This is a genomic window from Roseiconus nitratireducens, assembly GCF_008629675.1.
Taxonomy (GTDB): Bacteria; Planctomycetota; Planctomycetia; order Pirellulales; family Pirellulaceae; genus Stieleria; species Stieleria nitratireducens.
Genome location: NZ_VWOX01000021.1, coordinates 63,490 through 82,994 on the forward strand (window position 1 = coordinate 63,490; position 19,505 = coordinate 82,994).

Below are 19,505 nucleotides of genomic sequence, written 5' to 3' on the forward strand. Positions count from 1 at the left end.
GTTTTCAGCAGGCGCAGACGAACCCGCGAACCGGCACCGTCCCTGACGGAGTCGTCTGTCCAACGTCGGCTCGGTGGCAACGCATCTCCCGACGGTTTTGCTTTCAAAAGACGCGGGAATCGGGCGAGCCCGCTTCCGTTTGTTGGCCAGCGGGTGAACGCGCGTTCCGGTTGTGCCGGCGGACGCAAGAAAACTCTCACCGGGCGCTTCCGGCACCCGATGCGAACTTCGGTAGTGGCGGTATCACGCCATCACGCTGGCGGTACGCCAGCTTCGGTTGGACGGTCGGTCTATCAAGGACGAGGAATTGTCGATGAGTCATCCGCGTTTACTACGCGTGTTTCTGCTGGGATTGATTGGTACTTGCGCCGGCAGCCTGTCCGCCCAAACCTATAGCTCGACCGACACCCCGATCGGGATTCCGCCGTCGGGTACAAGGGGAACGACCATTTCGTCCATCAACGTTCCCGATTCGATCATGATCGATGATCTGGATGTGAACGTGGATTACAACCACACGTTTCAGGGCGACTTGTCGGGCACGGTGACTTCACCGGGAGGTACCAACGTGTCGTTGTTCTCCAGGGTCGGCTCAGGATTGAACGCCCAAAACGGTGGTTACCGATTTGACGACGACTCCGCCAACACCTTTCCAGGCACGCTTGCCCCCGGCACCTACCAACCCAATCAGCCGCTGTCGGCTTTCAACGGCGAGAACGCGCAAGGCGTTTGGACACTGACCATCGATGATCAGGTTGGTGGTGACAGCGGGACGCTCAATCTTTGGCAGCTGTTGTTCACCGCCGCCGGCAACGACACTTCCGAAGCGGACATCCTGGCCAGTGGAGCGATGATCGAACTGCAAGCCACCAGTCATTTTCTGGGTCTGTTGTCGGATCGTCTCCGCGGAGGCGTGGGGATGGCAGCGCGTCGCTTCGCTCCACGATCGACGGCCGCATCGGCATCAAGTTCGGCGGGCCAGATCCGTCTTGTTTCGACGGCTCCGTCATCGTCTGGCGGTCATTGCCAATCGGCCGCGTGCAGGACGACCGCGACGCGCTACGTGTTTGTCAATCCGTTGCGGCGGGATGCCAGGAAAACACGTGCCTGGGTGACGGGCTACGGAGCCAAGGGCAATCTGGATCAGGATTTCCGCTTTGACTTCTCCGGCGTCGCGTTCGGGGCCGAGCGACAAGTCGACTGCAGCACGATCATTGGTCTCGCCGGCAACTACTACGACAGCGACGGATCGATGGGAACCGCCGGAGTGGAGCTGGATGCGTTGGGGATCGCCTTGTACGGCTCACGCCAGATTCGGACCAACGGGTATTTGACCGGGATCATCGGATACAGCAGTGGAGACTACAGCACGTTGCGACCCGCCATGACCGGTAGTGCCGTCGGGAAAACCGACAGCGACACCTTTTTGAGTCTGTTCGAGCTGGGCAAGAATGTTCGCCACGGCAACCTGATCATTCAGCCTCACGCGGCGTTTCAGTACATCGGCATTTCCGCCGACGGTTACAGCGAAACCGGTGGAGGGCTTTCGAATCTTCAGATCGCGGATGATCACGTCAACTCGGCCCGCGGAATTCTGGGGCTGAACTTCTTCGGCACCATTCCCACGTATTGCAGCGGGACCCTGTCACCGTTCTATCGGATTGCCTACGCCCACGAGTTCGCGGACGACAATCAAGTCATCAGCGGCGGCTTCGCCGGTGGGGCCGGGCCGTTGGTCTTCCAGGGACCGGAGCTTGGCCGAGATTTTCTCAACTCGGGAGTCGGCATCAGCTACGTGACCCCGTCGGGGCTGACCCTGTTCGCGGACTACGATGCTCAGTATTCGTCGGAGTACGAGCAGCACACCGGGCAGGGCGGATTGTCGTTCGCCTGGTGATCGGCGTCATCGCGTCTGCGTTGCCGGATCGGTCGGGTGTCGGGCCAGAACTTCAGCCAGCTTGCGGCGGGCTTTGCGATGGTCCGGCAGCCTGGCGATGATCGACTGGTAGATCTCGATTGCCTGCGTCTCCTGTCCGGTCGCCGCGGCGAACTCGGCCAGGTTCAGCAGCGTGGGAGTGTGATCCGGTGAAAACGCCGCGGCTTGTTTCCAATGTTTGACGGCTTCGGCGTGGTCACCGAGTTTGCTGAGCGCACTTCCAAGATTGCAGTGAGTTTGCGCCAACGCTTCCGGGGTCGCCTGGAAATGAAGCGCCTGGCGATAGGAGTCGACCGCCACTTGATATTGTCCCGCCTTGAAGTTCTGGTCCGCGATGAACTGGAACCTTCGATAGCTTTTCAGCGATGATTCGACTTCCCAGAGCAACGCATCCGAGGGCAGGTAGGGTTGGCGGTTCGCGGTGCTGGATTGCAGCAGGGCGATGGCCAACGCTTCGCGACCCAGCTTGTGGTACACGGTCCCCAATAAGTACTGAATGCTGCTGACTTCGGGTTCCAAACGGTTGGCTTGCTGCAAATGGTTGACCGCGGAGTCCAGCTGGTCTTGCTGTTCGGCGATTCGTCCGAGCGAATAGTGGGCGAATGCTTGGTCGGGATCGATTTCAAGCACTTGTTGGAATCGGTTTTCGGCAAGCGTCCATCGCCCCTGGGACAGAGCGGTCTCACCCAACCAGCACAGAGCGGTGATTTCGGGTTGGCGATCCGCACCGCCACGGGTACGGATTAACTCCAGAGCCTGCGAGAATCGTTGCGTCGCCTGGTCAGGATCTCCGGCCAATCTCGCCAGATGACCGAGCAAAAAGGGCCATCGATAATCTTCGGGAGATGCTTCCGCTGCCGCTTTGTAGCAGTTCTTCGCCGCCCAATGTACTTCCAGGCATTGGTACATCATCCCCAGCTTGCCATACAGCTTTCCCGCGTCATCGATCGTTGCCCTCTCGAATCGGGCTTCAAGCTCTGCGATTTGTTCGACGATCGGTGGTTCGACGTTTGTCGTGTCGACAATCGGCAGCGAGAAAGAGCCGATGGTTCGTGATGTGCTTCCGTCGCCTTGGCTGTTTTCCAACGTGGCCGTCGCCGATTTGGCGTTCGGTTCGGTGGCGTCGCGCTGGCAACCGAAGATTGTCATCGCGATCGCCAGACCAGTCCATTGCAACCATCGTCGTGAAAGCGTTCGGGTCATGATGGATCGATTTCGCCGGAGCCCTGTTTCAAGGTCGTGTATCGACCCGGAGATGGTGGTGCGAAACGTTCGGCCGTCCCATCAGGCCACGTCACGTGCACGCTGTGGATGTTTTGGTCTCGCGGGACGCCGATCAAGACGCGGGCATCGTGGGACGAGCAGTAACTGCCGTCGCGACGCACGCGGCGGTGAATCACGCGACCATTCTCAAGCTGCAGTCGGACGACCGCGCCGAGCTGGCAACGCGATCCGGACGCGTCGACCAGGTTCAGCCCGAGCCACGGGTTGGTGTGGCCGACCTGGTTGCGATACAAACGAGCCCGTCCTTCATTGTTCACAACGACAAAGTCGGTGTCGCCGTCGTTGTCAATGTCGCCCAGCGCCAGCCCCCGGCTCATTTCGGCCAATCGAAATGCCGGATCAACCTGGTCGCTGATTTCGGCGAACGTGCCGCCCTGGTTTCGGAACAACTGATTGGGCTGGCCGCGGGGGAAGCGGTCGTTTCCTGAGATCGCCAAATTCTCTCGCTTGACCGTGCCGTTGACGACCAGCACGTCCAACCAGCCGTCGTTGTCATAGTCGATCCACCCGGCGCCGAATCCCGTCATCGCCTGGCTGTTGGATCCGAGGTTCGCGGTGTTCGTGCGATCGGAGAACCCGCCGCGTCCGTCATTCAAATACAGGGTGTTGGTTTCGTTGGTCAGGTGTGCCATGAACAGGTCTTCATCGCCGTCCCCGTCGCAGTCGGCTGCATCGACTCCCATTCCGGCTTCGGCTGCCCCGATTCCGTTGTAGGCGCATCCCGAGAGGAGTGCGGAATCTTCGAACGAGCCGTTGCACCGATTCATCCACAGCCGATTGGGCATCCCGTCGTTGGTCACGTAGATGTCTGGCCACTGATCGCCGTTAAAGTCCGCGCACACCACACCCAGACCGGGGCCGTCGTGCGACGCAATCCCGGCCTCCGCGGAGACATCGATGAAGTGACCGTGGCCGTCGTTGCGAAACAGCTTGTCCGGCTCTCCCTGGTAACTGTTGGGGCCACAGTAATCGCGCGTGCCGTTGGCGCCGAAGCACGGTTTGTCGGTCGCAAACGAGTAGTTCACGTAGTTGCAAACGTACAAATCAAACCAGCCGTCGCGGTCGAAATCCAGGAAGGCGGCGCTGCTGCTCCATCGTTCCGATTCGGCGCCGGACTGCTTGGTGACGTCGGTGAAAGTTCCGTCGCCGTTATTTCGCCAGAGTTGGTTGGGGCCAAAGTTGGTCACGTACAGGTCGACATCCCCGTCGTTGTCATAGTCCCCACAGGCAACGCCTTGGCCATACCCGGTGGCGTCGGCGAGCCCGCTCGATTGCGTGACGTCGGTGAACTTCAGATCCCCGTCGGAGCTGCCCTGGGGAGAGTCGTTGCGAAACAGTCGATCACTGGGCACCGGCGATTGCGGGACCGGAGGACGGCTTTGCGAATCCCACTGGTGTCCCTGCACGAGGTAGATGTCCAAATCTCCGTCACCGTCGAAATCAAACAGCGCCGCGCCGCTTCCCACGATTTCATAGAAACGGTACTCGAGGGAACGCCCCGAAACGTGCTGGAAATTCAACCCGCTCTTGCGGCCCACCTCGTCAAACAGCTGGTGCGTTGACGGTGCCGTTTCAGCCACATGCCGGGAGCTCGCAACCCGCGTCAATTGACCCTCAGACACGTCGGCTGCGGTGCGTTCCGGTTGGCAGCCGACCGACAACGACAACAGCACGCCGACGGCCAGCAACAGCGGCAACGGCGAATTCGATCCAGGCATGGCGGGCAGGCAAATCTTGTTGGAGAACCGAATCGCCGTGCCACTTTGCTGTCTGCATCAGCGATCCAGGCCCGCCTATAAGACTGATTGCTTGCAGATCGCAAGAGCGGATCCGGGCGCGCCGCCGCCGCGGGGAACGCTGTTCAAGCAATGCGATGGATGCTGTTGGTGCCTGGGCCCTCTGGGGGCGATGGGTAATCTGCGGAAAGCTTCTGGCTCACGACGTTGCCCCTTCCGTCCGCGCAGGCAGGCGCAATGGCTCGGTACACGCAACGGACGGCCGTTTGGCAACCGCATCTGCATCGAATTCAATCGGGGGGCAGAATCGAAACGCAAGAAGTGCTAAAAACCGCGGCAGATTCGGTTGCCGGCGAACCACCCGATTCTGTAAGCACCAGGAGATTCGCTTTCACGGACAAGATTCACGATGCCGATTCGCCATCCTGCCGACTACCGATCCGTGCTCTGGGTTGCCATCGCAATCGTTCTGGTTGTGATTCAGTACTGCCGACCTGACTGGATCTGGTTTCTTTGTCCCGTCAGCTGTTACATGGCAATCGCCTGCGGGACGATCGCGCATAATCATGCGCACCGGGCAACCTTCAGCAACCAACGGTGGAACAACGTGTTCGGCCACGTGTTGACGATCTTTTACGGCTACCCGACCTTGATGTGGGTGCCGACTCACAACCTGAATCATCACCGGTACGTCAACCGACCGGGCGATGCGACGGCAACGTGGCGTTACACGAACAAGCACTCGTTGTGGGTTGCCCTGACCTATCCGTTCGTGTCCGGTTATTTCCAAAGCGGACCGATTCGAGACTACATCGAACGGGTCAAGCATCGCAAACCGAAGCTGTACACCCGCATTCGGTTCCAATACGCGTTCTGGATTGGAACCTTCGCGGCGTTGGGAATCCTGGCGGGCGCGATCTACCACCGTCAGCAAGCGGGGTTGGGACTTTACGTCTGGTTCTTCTCATTGATTGTGCCGGCGATCTGTTCGTCGACGACCATCATGTTTTTCAACTTCATCCAGCACGTGCACACCGATGCCTGGTCGGAACACGATCACTCGCGGAACTTTACCGGCAAGTGGTTCAATTTCTTGTTCTTCAACAACGGATACCACACGGTCCACCACAACCATCCCGGTTTGCATTGGAGCAAGTTGCTGCAGGCCCACGCGAAGATCGACAGTTCGATCGACCCGAGGTTGAAAGAACAGAATCTGGTTTGGTTCTTGTTCCGCCAGTACGTGCTGTCCGCCTTTGTGAGCAGTATGGGGACCAAGCAAATTGGCTCCGTTCCCAGCACGCCGCCGGAATCGTCAAAGCTTGTCCCCTAGCGGCCGGGCAAGAACCTCATCGCCGGGTCGCGATTACGTCGTCTGCGGATCACTGGCTCTGCTGGGGTGGAGTGATTGTCAACCGATTGATTCGGCGCAACACGCCTTTTGCGACGACAACGCCGATCGTCAGCGCGATCACCAGGATTCCGGAGACGGTGAGGGATGCGTACCACTCCGACGGTCGATTCGTTGTTCTGATCGAAGTGAAGAGGAACATCGCGACGGTCAGCCAGCCCAACAGAATTGCGCCGGCGGCAGCGAACCTTCGAGGAAAGGTGAAGCCCAGGACCAGTCCCGTCAGCAGGCTGAAGCCGCCCGCCCAAATCGGCATGCCGATCACGATCAGGCCGTCGAACTCCCCGGTCATTCCGAACCACCGGTTCAGCGGCGGTATCAAGACGGCGATTGCCAGGACTTCCCCCACAAGCACGGCGGTGCCGCCGTTGATCAGGAGTGCCGAGAGGACCGTGCCGAAGCGTCCCAGCCGCTTTTCCGCCGGATCAAGTTCGGAGAGCTCTGCCGGCGGTCGGTACGGTGATTCTCGCGGCGTCGTCATCGTTTCGGTGCGAAACGGTTGGTGCTGACAGCTTGGGGACGGTCGAACGCTTTCAAGCCCCGTTTGAAAACTCACAAAACCGGGTAGCTGCCGTCGCGTTCGCGTCGGAAAACCACGCTCTGGCGAGCGTAGCCACTCATTTTCAGACGAAACTTAGAACAACCATTGCAGCTGAGTATGGAATCCCGGGCCCTGGTTATCCAGCAGCAGTGGGGAATTGTACTCGGTGTCTCGATACGCGAATTCGAAAGCGATCCGGAACGTCTGGTTCACGTCCCACAACAGGTTCGCATAGTAGGTCTGGTTCTTCGATCGAGCAGCCGCGGCGGCGCTGACCGGCAGGTCTTCGTCGCGGGGATCGTCGATGCCGTACCCGATGTGAGTGTGAAGCCGCGGGCACAGGTAGGCGTAGGTTTCAATGAACCCGCCGGTCGAATGGACTCCCTCGAGCGTTTCGCTGTTGATGTTCTGCAGGATCCCGCCGTTGTAAGTTCCGAGCGCGTTGCCGGTGAACACCTCTCCCAGCACGCCAAACGTGTCGTTCATGGCCCAGCGGAAATCGATGGCCCCGCCCCAGACGTCGGCGAACACAGGCGGGTTGGGCACCGGTGTGGACCGCAGCTCGCCGACCACGCCCGAGAGACCTGCTTCGAAGGGGCGAAGGTTCTGAGGTCCGGCGCGGTCGCCGAGCCCCAGGGCAATCCGACCTTCCACATTGGGCCAGCCGTTGTCCTCCAGCAAGCGGAATGTCGGATCGATGGTCGCGTTGATGGGCTCGCTGAGCGCCATCTGAAGGGTCCACTGCACATCGCTGGCGGGATTGAAGTAGCGTTCCGCACGCAGTTGTCCGCGGAAGCTGTTGCCGGCGTTGCCCGATGCACCGAGCGCCGAGAACGGAAGGACCGTGGGGATGCCGGGGGCAAACACATCGAATTGAAGGCCGGCCGAAAATCGCCAGCGATCGTTCTTTAGTTCGCCGTACGCTTGCAGCGGCAGGAAGCCATACGCGTCTTGAATCACGCTGTCGTTGAAGAACATGGCAATCATCTGGCCACCGGATTGGAAACCGCCAAATTGCGGTCCGGCGAACGCCGCTCCGATCGTACTTTGTCGCGCTTGGAAGCTGACCGTGCTTTCTTCGTAGCCGCCGGCTGAGGCGGGGGCCAAAAAGAACGGAACGCTCTCGGTGACCGGGCGCGGGTTGCTGAACAGCATGTCCAGTTTCAACGCCCCGAAAACGTTGATATTGAAATACGGGTTCAGCGTGGTGACTCGAGGGCACTCCACGCAGGGCGCGGGGCAGATCGGCGGCACGCAGTGGTGGCACAGGCATCCGCACAACGAACCTTTGGAGCCGCAATTGGACAGAAGGCACCCGTCACACACGCCCGCCGCGCCGTCACAGCCGCCGTCGGCACAACAGCCATCGGCACAGCCGCCGTCAGCGCAACCCACGTCGCAGCCGGAGTCGCAAGCCGGGATTTGAAGCGACGCCAGCGTCAGGGGAGCGGTTTCGCGGACCGTGCGTTCCGCTTCCCGTTGACGGAGGTACTGGAGTTCCTGCCGGATCTCCGTCAACTCACCACTCGGAACGGTGACGAAGACGTCGGAGTCATCCGCGATCGCCCGCGGCGTGATGACTGCGGTGAGCATCAGGATCGCGACAGACGCAACGCAGCGTCGTTGACAAGAAAAACGGCTTGCGAGAAACACGATTCGGCTCCCTGTAAGGTTTTGGACGCAATCCCGTTTTTATCGTCGTGCGCCCCTTTCGTCAGAACTGCGTCGAAAGCTATCTGCGGACCATACGGCACAATGGGAACAATCGATCCCACACCCCCGCGGTGGTGAGTGATCTGCGAAAAAGTCCGGTTGTAGCGGCCGCCAAACTGCGCTGGCCGCCAAACAACGCTCAATCGACAAAGTTTCCCATCGGCTCCGGCTCGGGTGTTGTTCGACGATCCGCGACGCGTTCGGGTGGAAGAGAGAGCCGAAACGATCGGCGACGTGGGCCGACACGCGGTGCTCGCTCCGATCAGCGAGTTGCCTTCGCCGGCAGACCGAACCGGCTTCAGGTTCGAACGGTGGATGTCCTGACCCAGCCGGAATCCCTGCACGCTACCGACGTGACGTCACTGATCCCGTGGTCCGAGACCCGGAATGCGTCACCGAAAGGGTCCTCGTCAACAGCTCCCTGATTCCTTGTGGTCGCTCGCGAGGTTGCTGCCACCGCCCGAAAACGGAGCAAAGTGGCACTCCGATTGCTACGAGGAACTCAGCACGACCGAGATCAACCGTTGATCTGATATCGACCATCCGTTGGGCAGACACCGTCGTCATGGCCGCCGCACTGGCCGCCCGGCGGCCGCCGAAGAACTTACTTGGGAACTCATGCTGCAGAACATTGATTTACGTGAACTCGCCGAGATTCGTGGCAACAGTCGCGACGTCGTCTCGGCATACTTTCGTGGGAGTGATGGGCTGTCGTGCTTGTCGGGTCGAGAACAGCACATCCGAGATTTGCTGGCGGACGACGCTTTGGAACTGGAGAACTTCGAGGCATCCCTGGCGAACATTCAAGCGCTGATCGAAGAGGAGTCGCTTGAATCCTACGCCGGCGTGTGCATGTTCAGCAGCGAAATCTTGGGATTCACACGGGGCTACCCGATTTCGATGGAGGTCCCGAATCGGTTGGTGGTCGGCCCGGCGCCCCACATCCGTCCGCTGGCGGAACTTCAGGACGAATACGAAACCTTTTTAATCGTCGCTGCCGACAATGATCGCACGCGATTGTTGGTGGTGACCAACGAAATTGCCGAGGTGGAATCGACGGTCAAGGGCGGCGTGAAGAATCACGTTCGCAAAGGTGGCTGGTCGCAACAACGCTACGAGCGACGACGCGACGAGCAGCTGGGGCACTATGGAGACGAAGTCTCGGAGAAGATAACGACACTGGTTGGCGAACACGACATCCACCGGATTGTGATGGTCGGGTCACAGGAAACGATGCGTGCGATTGAGGAACATCTTCCCCAGCAGATCGCCGACAAGGTGGTGGGTCACGAGCCGTTCGATTTGCATCAGAGCGACGACGAGATGGTGCAGCTTGCTTATCGGAGTTACTTCGAAGATGAGCGTGATGGCGAACAAGACCTCTGGCAGCAGATCAAGAACCAAACGCTGGGTGAGGGGCGTGGGTGCACCGGCCCGGAAGAGACGCTGGAAGCCGCAAAAATCGGACGCGTCGAAGAAGCCATCGCGTTTCGGGAAGCCCGTTTGAAGGCGACTGCCTGCAAGGATTGTGAAGACGTGGCCTCGGGAGAACTGCAAACCTGCCCGGCGTGCCACTCCCACAACGTCTTCCCCATCGATTACTTAGACGCTCTTGCTAGGAAGCTTGAACTGACCAGCGCCTCGATCAATTTCGTCGATGAAATCAAAGCCCTGACGAAGGTCGGGCACGTGGGCGCCCTGCTTCGCTATTGACGCCACTGTGATCCATGCTGAATCCAAGAATATTCACTCTTTGTCTGCTGGTTGGTTTGTGCTTCCCGTCGATCGGCATGGGCCAAAGTCTGCCGGGATCGTCGAAATCCTCGTCGGTTGACGGTCAGCGGCCCACGTCCACGCAGATCGGCTTCTTTGAGTTGTTGGAGTCGGGCAGCGACGCGTTGTTGAAGCTTTTCGAACGTGGCCAGCAAGCTCCCACCGTGGAAGATCCCAAGTGGAATTCGCTTGAAAGTCCACGTCACACGACAATGACCTTCCTGGAAGCGATGCATCATGTCGCCTTGGGGCGTGACGGCGCGTTAGATCGAGCCACCAAAACGTTCGGCGACGTCGACCCGGAGGACGCTCGTCAAACCGCGGAAGACCTATTGCACGTTTTTGATCGGCTTCCCGAGATGTCGTCCGGTTCGATCCCGGGACCCGACATCGTGAATCAGACGGGGATCCGTCGATTAGAGCTGTTCCCCCGGGGAATCCAGCACGACTGGATTTACCGAGCGTTGGATGGATCGCCCGAAGGCTCCATCACGCTCGTGAGTGCGGAAGATGGGGCTTGGTATTTTGACCGGAGCACCTTGGAGGGGGCTTCGGAGTTGTTGGCCAGCGTCAAAAAGATCCCGCCTCGCGAACGGATCGCCCGGCGCGGGAATCTGCTCAAAACCGTCTTGGAGCCGACGCTAGAGCAGACAACCGCCGGGGACTGGGCGTTTTTCGTGGGCGTCTCCCTGGCCGGGCTGGCGATCGCGTGGGGCGTTGCCTGGATTCTTCATCGCTTCAAATCATGGCGACACGACAACGGTTGGTTGATGCCGTTGCTGAACGGAGCGGTCGTTTCCGCATGGATTTTGATCGTCACCATTGCGATCGCCATCGGATCGGCGCGGCTGCATTTCCATCCGACGCTGGCCGACATGCGAAATGCCTTGATCCAAGCCGCCGTCGTCCTGGCCGCGATTTGCCTGGCGGTCTCGTTGATCGAGATGGCATGTCTGGGATTCCGTCGCACGTTCTATTCGGACGATGATCCGTACGCGCGGATGATGTCGGTCATGGTGCGACGAGCGGTTCGAATCATTTCAGGAGTGGTCATTGCCATCTTCTTGATTCAGAACGTCTTTCATTGGAACGTCACGGCACTGCTTGGCGGTTTTGCAATCATCGCCCTTGCCTTGTCACTTGCCGCGCAGGATGCGGTGAAAAACCTGTTCGGGGCATTTACCGTCTTTTCGACGCGGCCATTCATGACGGGGGACTGGGTCCGATTCGACGGCGAACTGGGGACGATCGACGACGTTGGCTTGCAGGCAACGAAGATTCGGCTGTTGTCCGGCGAGCTGTACAGTGTGCCCAACATGAAGTTTATTGACTCGCCGGTGGAGAACCTGTCGGAACGGAACTACCTGCGGCGCGTGATGGACGTGGCGATTACCTATGACACGCCGGTGGAGAAAGTCCGCGAGGGCATCGAGATCATTGGGGAAATCCTGTCTAGCGAGGAAGTGACGCGGGACGGAGAAGGAGACCTGGAGGGGCATCCACCCCGAGTCTGGTTCGACAAGTTCGGATCCCACTACCTGAACTTGCGGGCCGATTATTGGTACATGATGGAAACCGATCACGGCGACATCCAAAGGGATACTGAACGAGGCTGGTTCAGCTACCTCGATCACGCAACACGCGTCAACCAAATGGTGTTGGAGCGATTCAATGACGCGGGAATCGACTTTGCATTTCCGACACAAACCCTGTACTTGGCGAACGATCCTGACAGAAAGCTGAAGGTCGAGCGGGCCGAGCGGCAGGAGCCGGTGTCGTGAGGGATCCGATGCAGGAAGCTGCTTCCGAAAGCATCACCGGGCTGCCGAAGCGTGTAATCTTGAAGGCCTCCAAGACAGTGTCCTGTCTTCACTGAATGCAGCCTTCACTCAATGCACCAGCGGTTGTCGCGATCATGAATTCGAAGCCCCTCGGAGTTTATTCGCTGGCCGTTGCACTGGTTGTTCTTGCGGCTTCCACGGGGCGAGCCGCTGACCTGACGATGCGTTTTGTCTGGGAGGGGCGACCGCCGGAGCTGGAACCCATCGAGAATCCGTTTGCGCATGATTGCCGTGAAGTGGACTTGAATGAAGGCCGGCAGTTCGTCGATGCGAAATCGAAGGGAGTCCGTGACGTTGTTGCTTACGTGTCGCCCAGTCGCCGGGAGCGAGAACAATGGAAACGTCCGCCGCGGAATCGGGAGGTCGAGATCGGCGTCAAGGATTGTCGCATTCAACCGCACATTGTTGTGGCTCAGGCAGGCGACCGGCTCATCGTTCGGGAGCAGGACGACGCCGTCTTTCACAACCTGACGTTTGCCTGGTTCGCGAATCAGCCGTTCTCAGGGGTTGTCCCGCCGAAGAGCAGTTACACGCTGCGGTTGCGATCGGCGGAACCCGCCCCGATACCGGTTCGCTGCAACATTCATCCCTGGGAACGGGCCTATGTATTGGTGTTGGAGCATGAATTCGTCGGTGTCTCCGACAAGGACGGTCATCTGGCCATCCGCGGGCTACCGAAGGGACCGGTAACGATCAGGGTCTGGCATGAACACGGCACCCTCGGTTCGGTTCGCATCGGCGGCGAACGGCGGCCGCTGGCCAAAGGCCGACTGCATCTCGATCTGAACGACCCTGTGACGGATCTTGGCGAGGTCGTGATCGACGCCGCCAGCTTCGAGAACCGTGATCGGGCAGCGGACTGATTGGGCAGCGGACTGATTGGGCAGCGGACTGTTGGTGCTGCCGGATTGCTGCGAACCCGACGGTGGAGCAGCGAATCACGGAGCTTGAGCGCGCGGCAACGCACGGAGGACGCGTGTCTGCCGGCGGGAACACGGCCGCCTGTCGCGAACGGGGCGTCGATCGCCGGCCGTTGACAATCCCTGAAAAGAATTGCCGGAATGCCACTCAGCTCCGGGGCCGGGCTTACACTGGATTTTTCCCATCGTCCGTTCGCGTGACGATCTGGCCGACGGATCAAGCGACGGCAGGATGGGATTCGGGTTGCCTGTCCCCGTTCCGATTCAGGACCTCCAGTTCTTGGCAACCATGATTTCGATCACGAGGTCGTCCACCTTGGTCCGTTTCTCACCGTGATGTGAATTTCATGAACTGCTAGTGCTTCAATACCGAGGAGATTCTCCGATGCGATTCATTGCCAGATCGATTTTGTCGCTGACCCTGCTTGCGACGCTGGGACTTCCCGCACGCTCAGACGAGACCGCGGTGAAGAGAATGATCGATGAATACGCCCAGGCGTTCAATTCACATCAGATCGAGGACGTGATGAGTTTTTGGACAGAGTCGGGGGTGCACATCGATCGTGAGACCGGTGAGCGGACCGAAGGGCGTGAGTCCATTCGGAGCGATATCGCAGCAGCCTTCGAGCAACGACCCGACACGCGGATCTTTGGCCGGATCACACGGTTACGATTGATCAAGCCCGATGTCGCCAGCGTCGAGGGTGAGGTCACGGTGAGTTCGGCCGACGACCCCACCAGCGTGAATGAGTTTTCCGCCATCCTGGTCAATCAGAACGACAAGTGGATGATTGAAGAGATCGAGGAAACGCCCGTCGCGCCACCGGCATCGTCCTACGACGCCCTTCAGCCGTTGGCATGGCTGGTGGGAACCTGGGTCGACGACGGTGAAGACGCCCGCGTCGAAACCGTGTATCGCTGGACGCCGAATCAGGCATTCCTGTTGCGTTCGTTTGCAGTTCAAGTCCCCGATGGGGTGACCTCGCAGGGGACGCAGATCATCGGTTGGGATCCACGAAGCGCCGAAATTCGGTCCTGGACGTTCAATTCCGACGGATCTTTCGGGGATGGCGTCTGGACCCAAAGCGGCAGCGAATGGTTGATCAAGTCCAGCCAAACGTTGGCCGACGGTCGAGCGGCCTCCGGAACGTTTGTTCTCTCTCGGGTCAATGACGATGAGATGACACTCAAGTTGATCGGGCACGACATTGAAGGCGATCCGCAACCGGCGTCGCCGACCGTCCGTGTGGTCCGTGTTCCCGGCGCGGACAAGGCACCGGCCGAGTCCACGGAAACCGAGTAGGCAGTTGGAGGAATTTGAACGATGAATACGAAACTTCAATCGATCGTGATCGCCCTGGTCGCCTTGCTGCTGATCGCGGTACCGCTGATCGATGGCGGCGACGCTTTGGCAGGGAGCGGGTTCAAAGGAAAGTCAGGTGGCCGCGGCGGAGCCGGCCGTCCCAGTGCGAGCCGTCCCAGTGCGAGCCGGGCCAAGCCCGCCCCGCGCCCCAGCACGCCAAAGCTGGGAGGCAGTCGACCGTCCAGCCGACCCGCGAGCCGGCCTGGAAGCCGCCCCTCGGTCAGCAAACCCGCCGTCAGCAAGCCGGCGATGAACCGTCCAACGGCGCGCCCCTCGGCAAGCCGTCCTGCCGCGTCGCGTCCACAAACCAATCGTCCCGGCGGCGGCATCAAGCCCTCGACGCGACCTTCCGCCAAACCATCGACTCGGCCTGGCAGCCGGCCGGCACCCTCCCGGCCCGGCGTTTCCAAGCCCAGCATTTCGAAGCCCAATCTTCCGAAGCCCAACGTCAACCGCCCCAACACCTCGCGGCCCGGAATCAGCAAGCCGACGCCCAATCGCCCCAGCATCCCCGACCTCGGCGGTTCGGGTCTGAACAAGCCCGGTCGACCCGGCAATTCCAATCGGCCCGAGATCAACCTTCCCAACCGACCCGGTACGAATCGACCCGGTACGAATCGACCCGGTACGAATCGACCCGGCGGGAACCTCCCGAACCGCCCGGGCAGCAATCGTCCTGGCGGCGGCGCGGCCGGTCCGGGTGACCTGAGCGATTTCTTGGGCATGGACAAGCCGCTGCGCCCCAGCGGACCCGGCCCAAATCGTCCCGGAGTCGCGGGCCGGCCGGGCGCCGGTGATCGCCCCGGAATCAACAAGCGACCCAACTTTGGCGACATCAATGTGGGTGACGTCAACATCGGCAACAACACGGTGATCAACAACCGGCCTTCGTGGGCCAACATTGATCGCAACCAGATCAATAACTTGAACAACCGTTGGCAGAACCAAATCGGTGACATGTACAACTGGGGCAACCGGCACCCCGATCGCATGGATTATTGGCATGGTTGGGGAGATGGCGTTCGTCGCCACTGGGACCAAGGTTACCGCGACTATTTCAGTCCGAACTGGTGGAGCCGACATTCGCATGGTTTCAGCGGTTGGCACTACAGCGTTCAGTTCCGTGACCACTCCCCGAACTACTGGTGGACCATCCCGACATTTGCCGCCTGCACCAGTTTCTTCAACTGGGGAGCATCGAATGTGTGGGCGCAGCCGGTCTACTACGACTACGGTCAGGGCGGGAACGTCGTCTACGAGAACAACGTTGTGTACATCAACGGCGAGCAGGTCGCATCGGCGGACGAATACGCACAAAGTGCGGCGATCCTGGCCACTGTTCCGCCACCGGCCAGCGAAGAGGAAGCGGAACAAGTTGAATGGATGCCGTTGGGCACCTTTGCGGTGGCCAGGGATCCGCAGGACGTCGACCCGAACACGGTCTTGCAGTTGGCCGTCAGCAAGCAGGGTATCATCAGCGGGACGCTGTACAACACCAAGACCGACCAGGCTTACACCGTTCAGGGGCAGGTCGACCAGGAAACCCAGCGGGTCGCATTCCGGCTTGGCGAAAGTGAAGACATCGTCATCGAGACGGGACTTTACAACCTCACCCAGGATGACGCTCCGGTGTTGGTTCACTTCGGAACGGATCGTGTCGAGAATTGGCTGCTGGTGCGACTGGAGAATCCAGAACCCGAGTCAAACTAAAGCATTCCAGTTCGCCACGACGGCACGGGCAGCGGAAACATGCCGACGGCTCTTCCGATCGACTTGCGTTTCTATTCAGGTCCGCAAGATCGGGACGGTCGTTGTTCATCCTTTCCGGTAAGTTGGCTGCCCGCCGAAGTGAACACTTCTTGACGCCATCACGAGCAGAACATGAGCGATCGATCGTCGACCCCGCGGGCATCCGGACGCCGCGCGGGATGGTTGCGTCGCTTGGGCATCGCTTTTGTTGTGCTCGCCTTGCTGGTGATCATTGCGCCGGCCGTGATTGCGCGAACAGGCCTGCGCGACCGACTGATCAACACCATCATGGCGGCTCCCAGCCTCACCGCTTCGACCGGCGCGGCGTCGCTCGGATGGATCTCCCCCGTGTCGATCGACGACCTGAAGATCGAAGGAAAGCAGCACCGTTTCCGTATCGAGGTCGACAGCGTCACGACGGACCGGCCCTGGCCGCAGCTGTTTGCTTCGTCGCCGGACTTGGGGACGATTTCCGTTGAAAAACCGCGTCTGTGGTGCAAGCTTCCCCTGGGGGAGAAGGGGACGGTTTCACCGCTCCTCTCACCCATCTTCACCGCGGCGATCCACGACGCTTCGATGTCCGTCGAAAGCGATCTGTCCGATCAGCCGCTGATCGATTTTGACGGCGTTGATTTGACCGCGCACGTGCGAGATTCGGATCAGGGAAGGTGGTTGTCGGTGGAGCCCTTCGAGATCTATCAGAGAGAAGTCTTAACGCCCGAGCATTGCGACCAGTTGTTGGGGCTGATCAGTCCTTCGCTGGGGGATGCCGCGGAAGTGGAAGGAGAATTCTCTCTCTCGATGTCCAACTTGCGATTGCCCATTGGGCTTTCGGAGCGGGAGGCGATGGAGCAACTTGAAGCTCAGGGCGAGCTGGCTCTGCATCGGGTTGCCATCCAAACGGGGAATCCGATGCTGAAGATGTTGGCCAAGCTGGTCGCCGACATCCACCAAACGCAGCCGCCGTCGCAGACACGGGTCGTCAAGGATGCGTTGATCAAGTTCCAGGCACGCGACGGACGTTTGTATCACGAAGGCCTCCGGTTCGGATTCCCCGACATCGATCCGGGACTGGAGGTTTTGGCCCGAGGATCGGTCGGACTCGATCAGTCGCTGGACACGGTCTTGGAAATCCCGCGGCTTGATCCGGCAAAACAGCAACAAAAAGGTCCGGTTCGATGCCAAGTGACCGGCACCGTCGGCAATCCGCAGTTCTCGGTACAAGACGCATCGCTCGTGGTGCGTTTGCCCAACCGAGCTGAACCGCTGATCGATGTCGACGGGGTGGACTTTACGGCGCACGTCGAAGATTCACCGAGCGGACGTGTGATTTCATTTGATCCAATGGAATTGCTGGACCGAGACAAGATCGATCGGAATCTGGCGAGCACGCTGCTGCAATTCGTCGATCCTGGATTGGGGTACTCTCCCAAGGTGGATGGCGAAGTTTCTCTTTCGCTGGATCAACTCCGTCTTCCGATCGGGGCTGTTGACGATGATTGACTCCAATCACTTCGGCTTGACGGCAAGCTGACGATCCACGAGGCGATAAGTGATGCCGACACGCCCATTCGACAAGCGATCGTCAAGCTGCTAGCGGATCTTTGCAACAAGCAGCCGACCCGGACGGTGCGAATCGCCCACGATGCTGAAATCGAATTTCAATTGATCGATGGTCGATTTCACTTCGAGGGGGTCCGCGCCGGATTTCCCGATCTGGACCCGCGGTTGGAAATGATCTCCCGAGGATCGGTCGGTTTGGATCAGACCCTGGACATCGATTTGGAAATCCCGCGGCTTGATGCGACCAAGCACAAAGAGCGTGGACCGGTCCGGTGTCACCTAACGGGAACGGTCAGCAATCCACAATTGTCCGCAAAGGACGCTTCGCTAGTCGTCCGTCTGCCCGATCGCAGCGAGCCGTTGGTTGACATCGACGGCGTGGACTTGGTGCTGCGAGTCGACAAGCAGGAAGGGCGTCCGGTGATTGCCGTGGATCCCGTCCAACTGCTCACGCGAGAAAAGATCAGCCGACAGCTTGGCACCGGCCTCTTGCACCTGGTCGATCCGGAACTGCAATACTCGCCCGACCTGGTCGGTGAGCTGTCCTTGTCGGTCGACACCATGCGGATCCCGGTTGGTGGGCCAGACGCGCAGTGGCTGGCGGACCTTGAGGTTCGTGGCCAGATGACGATTCATCAGCTCTCAAGTCTGACCCAATCCCCGCTTCGCGTCGCCTTGGCAAAACTGCTCGCGGATCTGTATTCCATTCGGCCCGGAGAATCGGTGCGGGTCGTCCATGACGCGGAGATCGATTTTGGTCTTTACCAAAGCAGGTTTCACTTCCAGGGATTGCAATTCGGTTTTCCGGACATCGATCCCAAGTTGCAGGTCCATGTCGACGGCTCGATCGGTTTGGACCAGACGCTGGATCTGCATCTGCAGTTGCCCCGCTTGGACGCCACGAAGCGGCAGCAGAAAGGATTGGTTGAATGTCACATCACGGGCACGGTGGCTCACCCGGAACTTGCGGTCACGGATGCTTCGCTGGTCGTTCGGCTGCCCGAGCATGAGCAACCCCTGCTGGATGTCGACGGAGTCGATTTGAAGATGGAAATTCGGTATCAAGACGACGTCCCCGTTTTGGAGCTCGCTCCGGTGAATCTATTTGATCATCGCCGCCTGGAATCCCAGCGAGGCGAAGAGTGGTTGCGACTGCTAGTTCCTGCCTTGGCCGATGTGGCGGACGTCGAAGGGGAGTTCTCGTTGTCGATCGACTCCATGCATGTTCCGCTATCCGGATCCAAGCAACAACTGCTTCGCAGCACCGAATTGAATGGCCAATTACAATTGCACGAAGTGACCACAACGGTTGGCACTCCGCTGTTGACCGCGATGGTCAAAGTCCTGGCGGATCAGTACGGCAAATCTCCCTCGCAAACGGTTCGTGTCGCGAAAGATTGCGAAGTTCATTTTCAGCTTCGCGAGGGACGGCTGTTCCAGGAGGGGCTGCGGATCGGGTTGCCAGAGTTTTCACCGGATCTGGTCTGCCGTGTCGGTGGATCCGTGGGGGTCGACCGTTCGCTTGATCTCGTGCTGCAAGTGCCCGCGGCATTGGCGGGGACGGCAACCGGACAATCTGGCGACGTCCGATTCACCGTGACGGGAACGTTAGACAACCCCACGGTCGCCCAGGCGGACAAATAGACCGTGTTCGCCCCCATCGAATTTGTCGAAA

14 protein-coding genes are annotated in these 19,505 nt (G+C 59.7%); 9 read left to right on the top strand and 5 right to left on the bottom strand.

Annotated elements, in window-relative coordinates:
• Positions 1 to 313: 313 nt before the first annotated feature.
• A complete protein-coding gene (locus FYK55_RS25145; RefSeq protein ID WP_150079396.1) occupies positions 314 to 1,897 on the top strand; it encodes an autotransporter domain-containing protein in 1,584 nt (527 codons plus the stop codon).
• 6 nt (positions 1,898 to 1,903) lie between these two features.
• On the opposite strand, the gene FYK55_RS25150 is transcribed toward FYK55_RS25145, so the two are convergent.
• Entirely contained in the window at positions 1,904 to 3,139 is a 1,236-nt protein-coding gene (locus FYK55_RS25150; RefSeq protein WP_150079397.1) for a tetratricopeptide repeat protein, read from the bottom strand.
• A complete protein-coding gene (locus FYK55_RS25155; protein WP_150079398.1) occupies positions 3,136 to 4,938 on the bottom strand; it encodes a CRTAC1 family protein in 1,803 nt (600 codons plus the stop codon). The genes FYK55_RS25150 and FYK55_RS25155 overlap by 4 nt, the downstream gene beginning before the upstream one ends.
• Before the next feature lie 427 nt (positions 4,939 to 5,365).
• Here FYK55_RS25155 and FYK55_RS25160 point away from each other — a divergent pair, with 427 nt between their 5' ends.
• A complete protein-coding gene (locus FYK55_RS25160) occupies positions 5,366 to 6,289 on the top strand; it encodes a fatty acid desaturase family protein (RefSeq protein WP_150079399.1) in 924 nt (307 codons plus the stop codon).
• Between the two features lie 49 nt (positions 6,290 to 6,338).
• On the opposite strand, the gene FYK55_RS25165 is transcribed toward FYK55_RS25160, so the two are convergent.
• Positions 6,339 to 6,848 (bottom strand): hypothetical protein, encoded by a 510-nt coding sequence (locus FYK55_RS25165; protein ID WP_150079400.1) that lies wholly within the window; start codon positions 6,846 to 6,848, stop codon positions 6,339 to 6,341.
• Between the two features lie 153 nt (positions 6,849 to 7,001).
• The gene (locus FYK55_RS25170) at positions 7,002 to 8,501 is read right to left on the bottom strand and encodes a hypothetical protein (protein WP_150079401.1); all 1,500 of its coding nucleotides are present in this window, start codon (positions 8,499 to 8,501) and stop codon (positions 7,002 to 7,004) included.
• Between the two features lie 738 nt (positions 8,502 to 9,239).
• On the opposite strand from FYK55_RS25170, the gene FYK55_RS25175 reads away from it, so the two are divergent.
• The 4 genes from FYK55_RS25175 to FYK55_RS25190 all read left to right on the top strand — a co-directional run bounded on the left by FYK55_RS25175 (position 9,240) and on the right by FYK55_RS25190 (position 14,458).
• Complete coding sequence (locus tag FYK55_RS25175; RefSeq protein WP_150079402.1) at positions 9,240 to 10,334, top strand: baeRF10 domain-containing protein; 1,095 nt, start codon at positions 9,240 to 9,242, stop codon at positions 10,332 to 10,334.
• 77 nt (positions 10,335 to 10,411) lie between these two features.
• Positions 10,412 to 12,175 carry a mechanosensitive ion channel domain-containing protein gene (locus FYK55_RS25180; protein WP_235908965.1) on the top strand — a complete coding sequence of 588 codons (1,764 nt, stop codon included), beginning with the start codon at positions 10,412 to 10,414 and terminating at the stop codon, positions 12,173 to 12,175.
• 134 nt (positions 12,176 to 12,309) lie between these two features.
• Positions 12,310 to 13,098 carry a hypothetical protein gene (locus FYK55_RS25185; RefSeq protein WP_150079403.1) on the top strand — a complete coding sequence of 263 codons (789 nt, stop codon included), beginning with the start codon at positions 12,310 to 12,312 and terminating at the stop codon, positions 13,096 to 13,098.
• 442 nt (positions 13,099 to 13,540) lie between these two features.
• A complete protein-coding gene (locus FYK55_RS25190) occupies positions 13,541 to 14,458 on the top strand; it encodes an SgcJ/EcaC family oxidoreductase (protein ID WP_150079404.1) in 918 nt (305 codons plus the stop codon).
• Between the two features lie 35 nt (positions 14,459 to 14,493).
• Here the strand turns inward: FYK55_RS25190 and FYK55_RS29845 are convergent, their stop codons facing one another.
• Positions 14,494 to 15,027 (bottom strand): hypothetical protein, encoded by a 534-nt coding sequence (locus FYK55_RS29845; protein WP_235908966.1) that lies wholly within the window; start codon positions 15,025 to 15,027, stop codon positions 14,494 to 14,496.
• Between the two features lie 214 nt (positions 15,028 to 15,241).
• Between FYK55_RS29845 and FYK55_RS29850 the strand changes: the two genes are divergently transcribed.
• From FYK55_RS29850 to FYK55_RS25205, 3 genes are all read left to right on the top strand, one after another.
• Positions 15,242 to 16,228: a hypothetical protein gene (locus tag FYK55_RS29850; RefSeq protein WP_235908967.1), complete on the top strand. Its 987-nt coding sequence runs from the start codon at positions 15,242 to 15,244 to the stop codon at positions 16,226 to 16,228.
• A 171-nt stretch (positions 16,229 to 16,399) separates the two neighbouring features.
• Entirely contained in the window at positions 16,400 to 17,770 is a 1,371-nt protein-coding gene (locus FYK55_RS25200) for a hypothetical protein (protein WP_150079406.1), read from the top strand.
• 126 nt (positions 17,771 to 17,896) lie between these two features.
• Positions 17,897 to 19,474, top strand: a complete 1,578-nt coding sequence (locus FYK55_RS25205) for a hypothetical protein (RefSeq protein ID WP_150079407.1) — start codon at positions 17,897 to 17,899, stop codon at positions 19,472 to 19,474.
• Positions 19,475 to 19,505 lie beyond the last annotated feature (31 nt).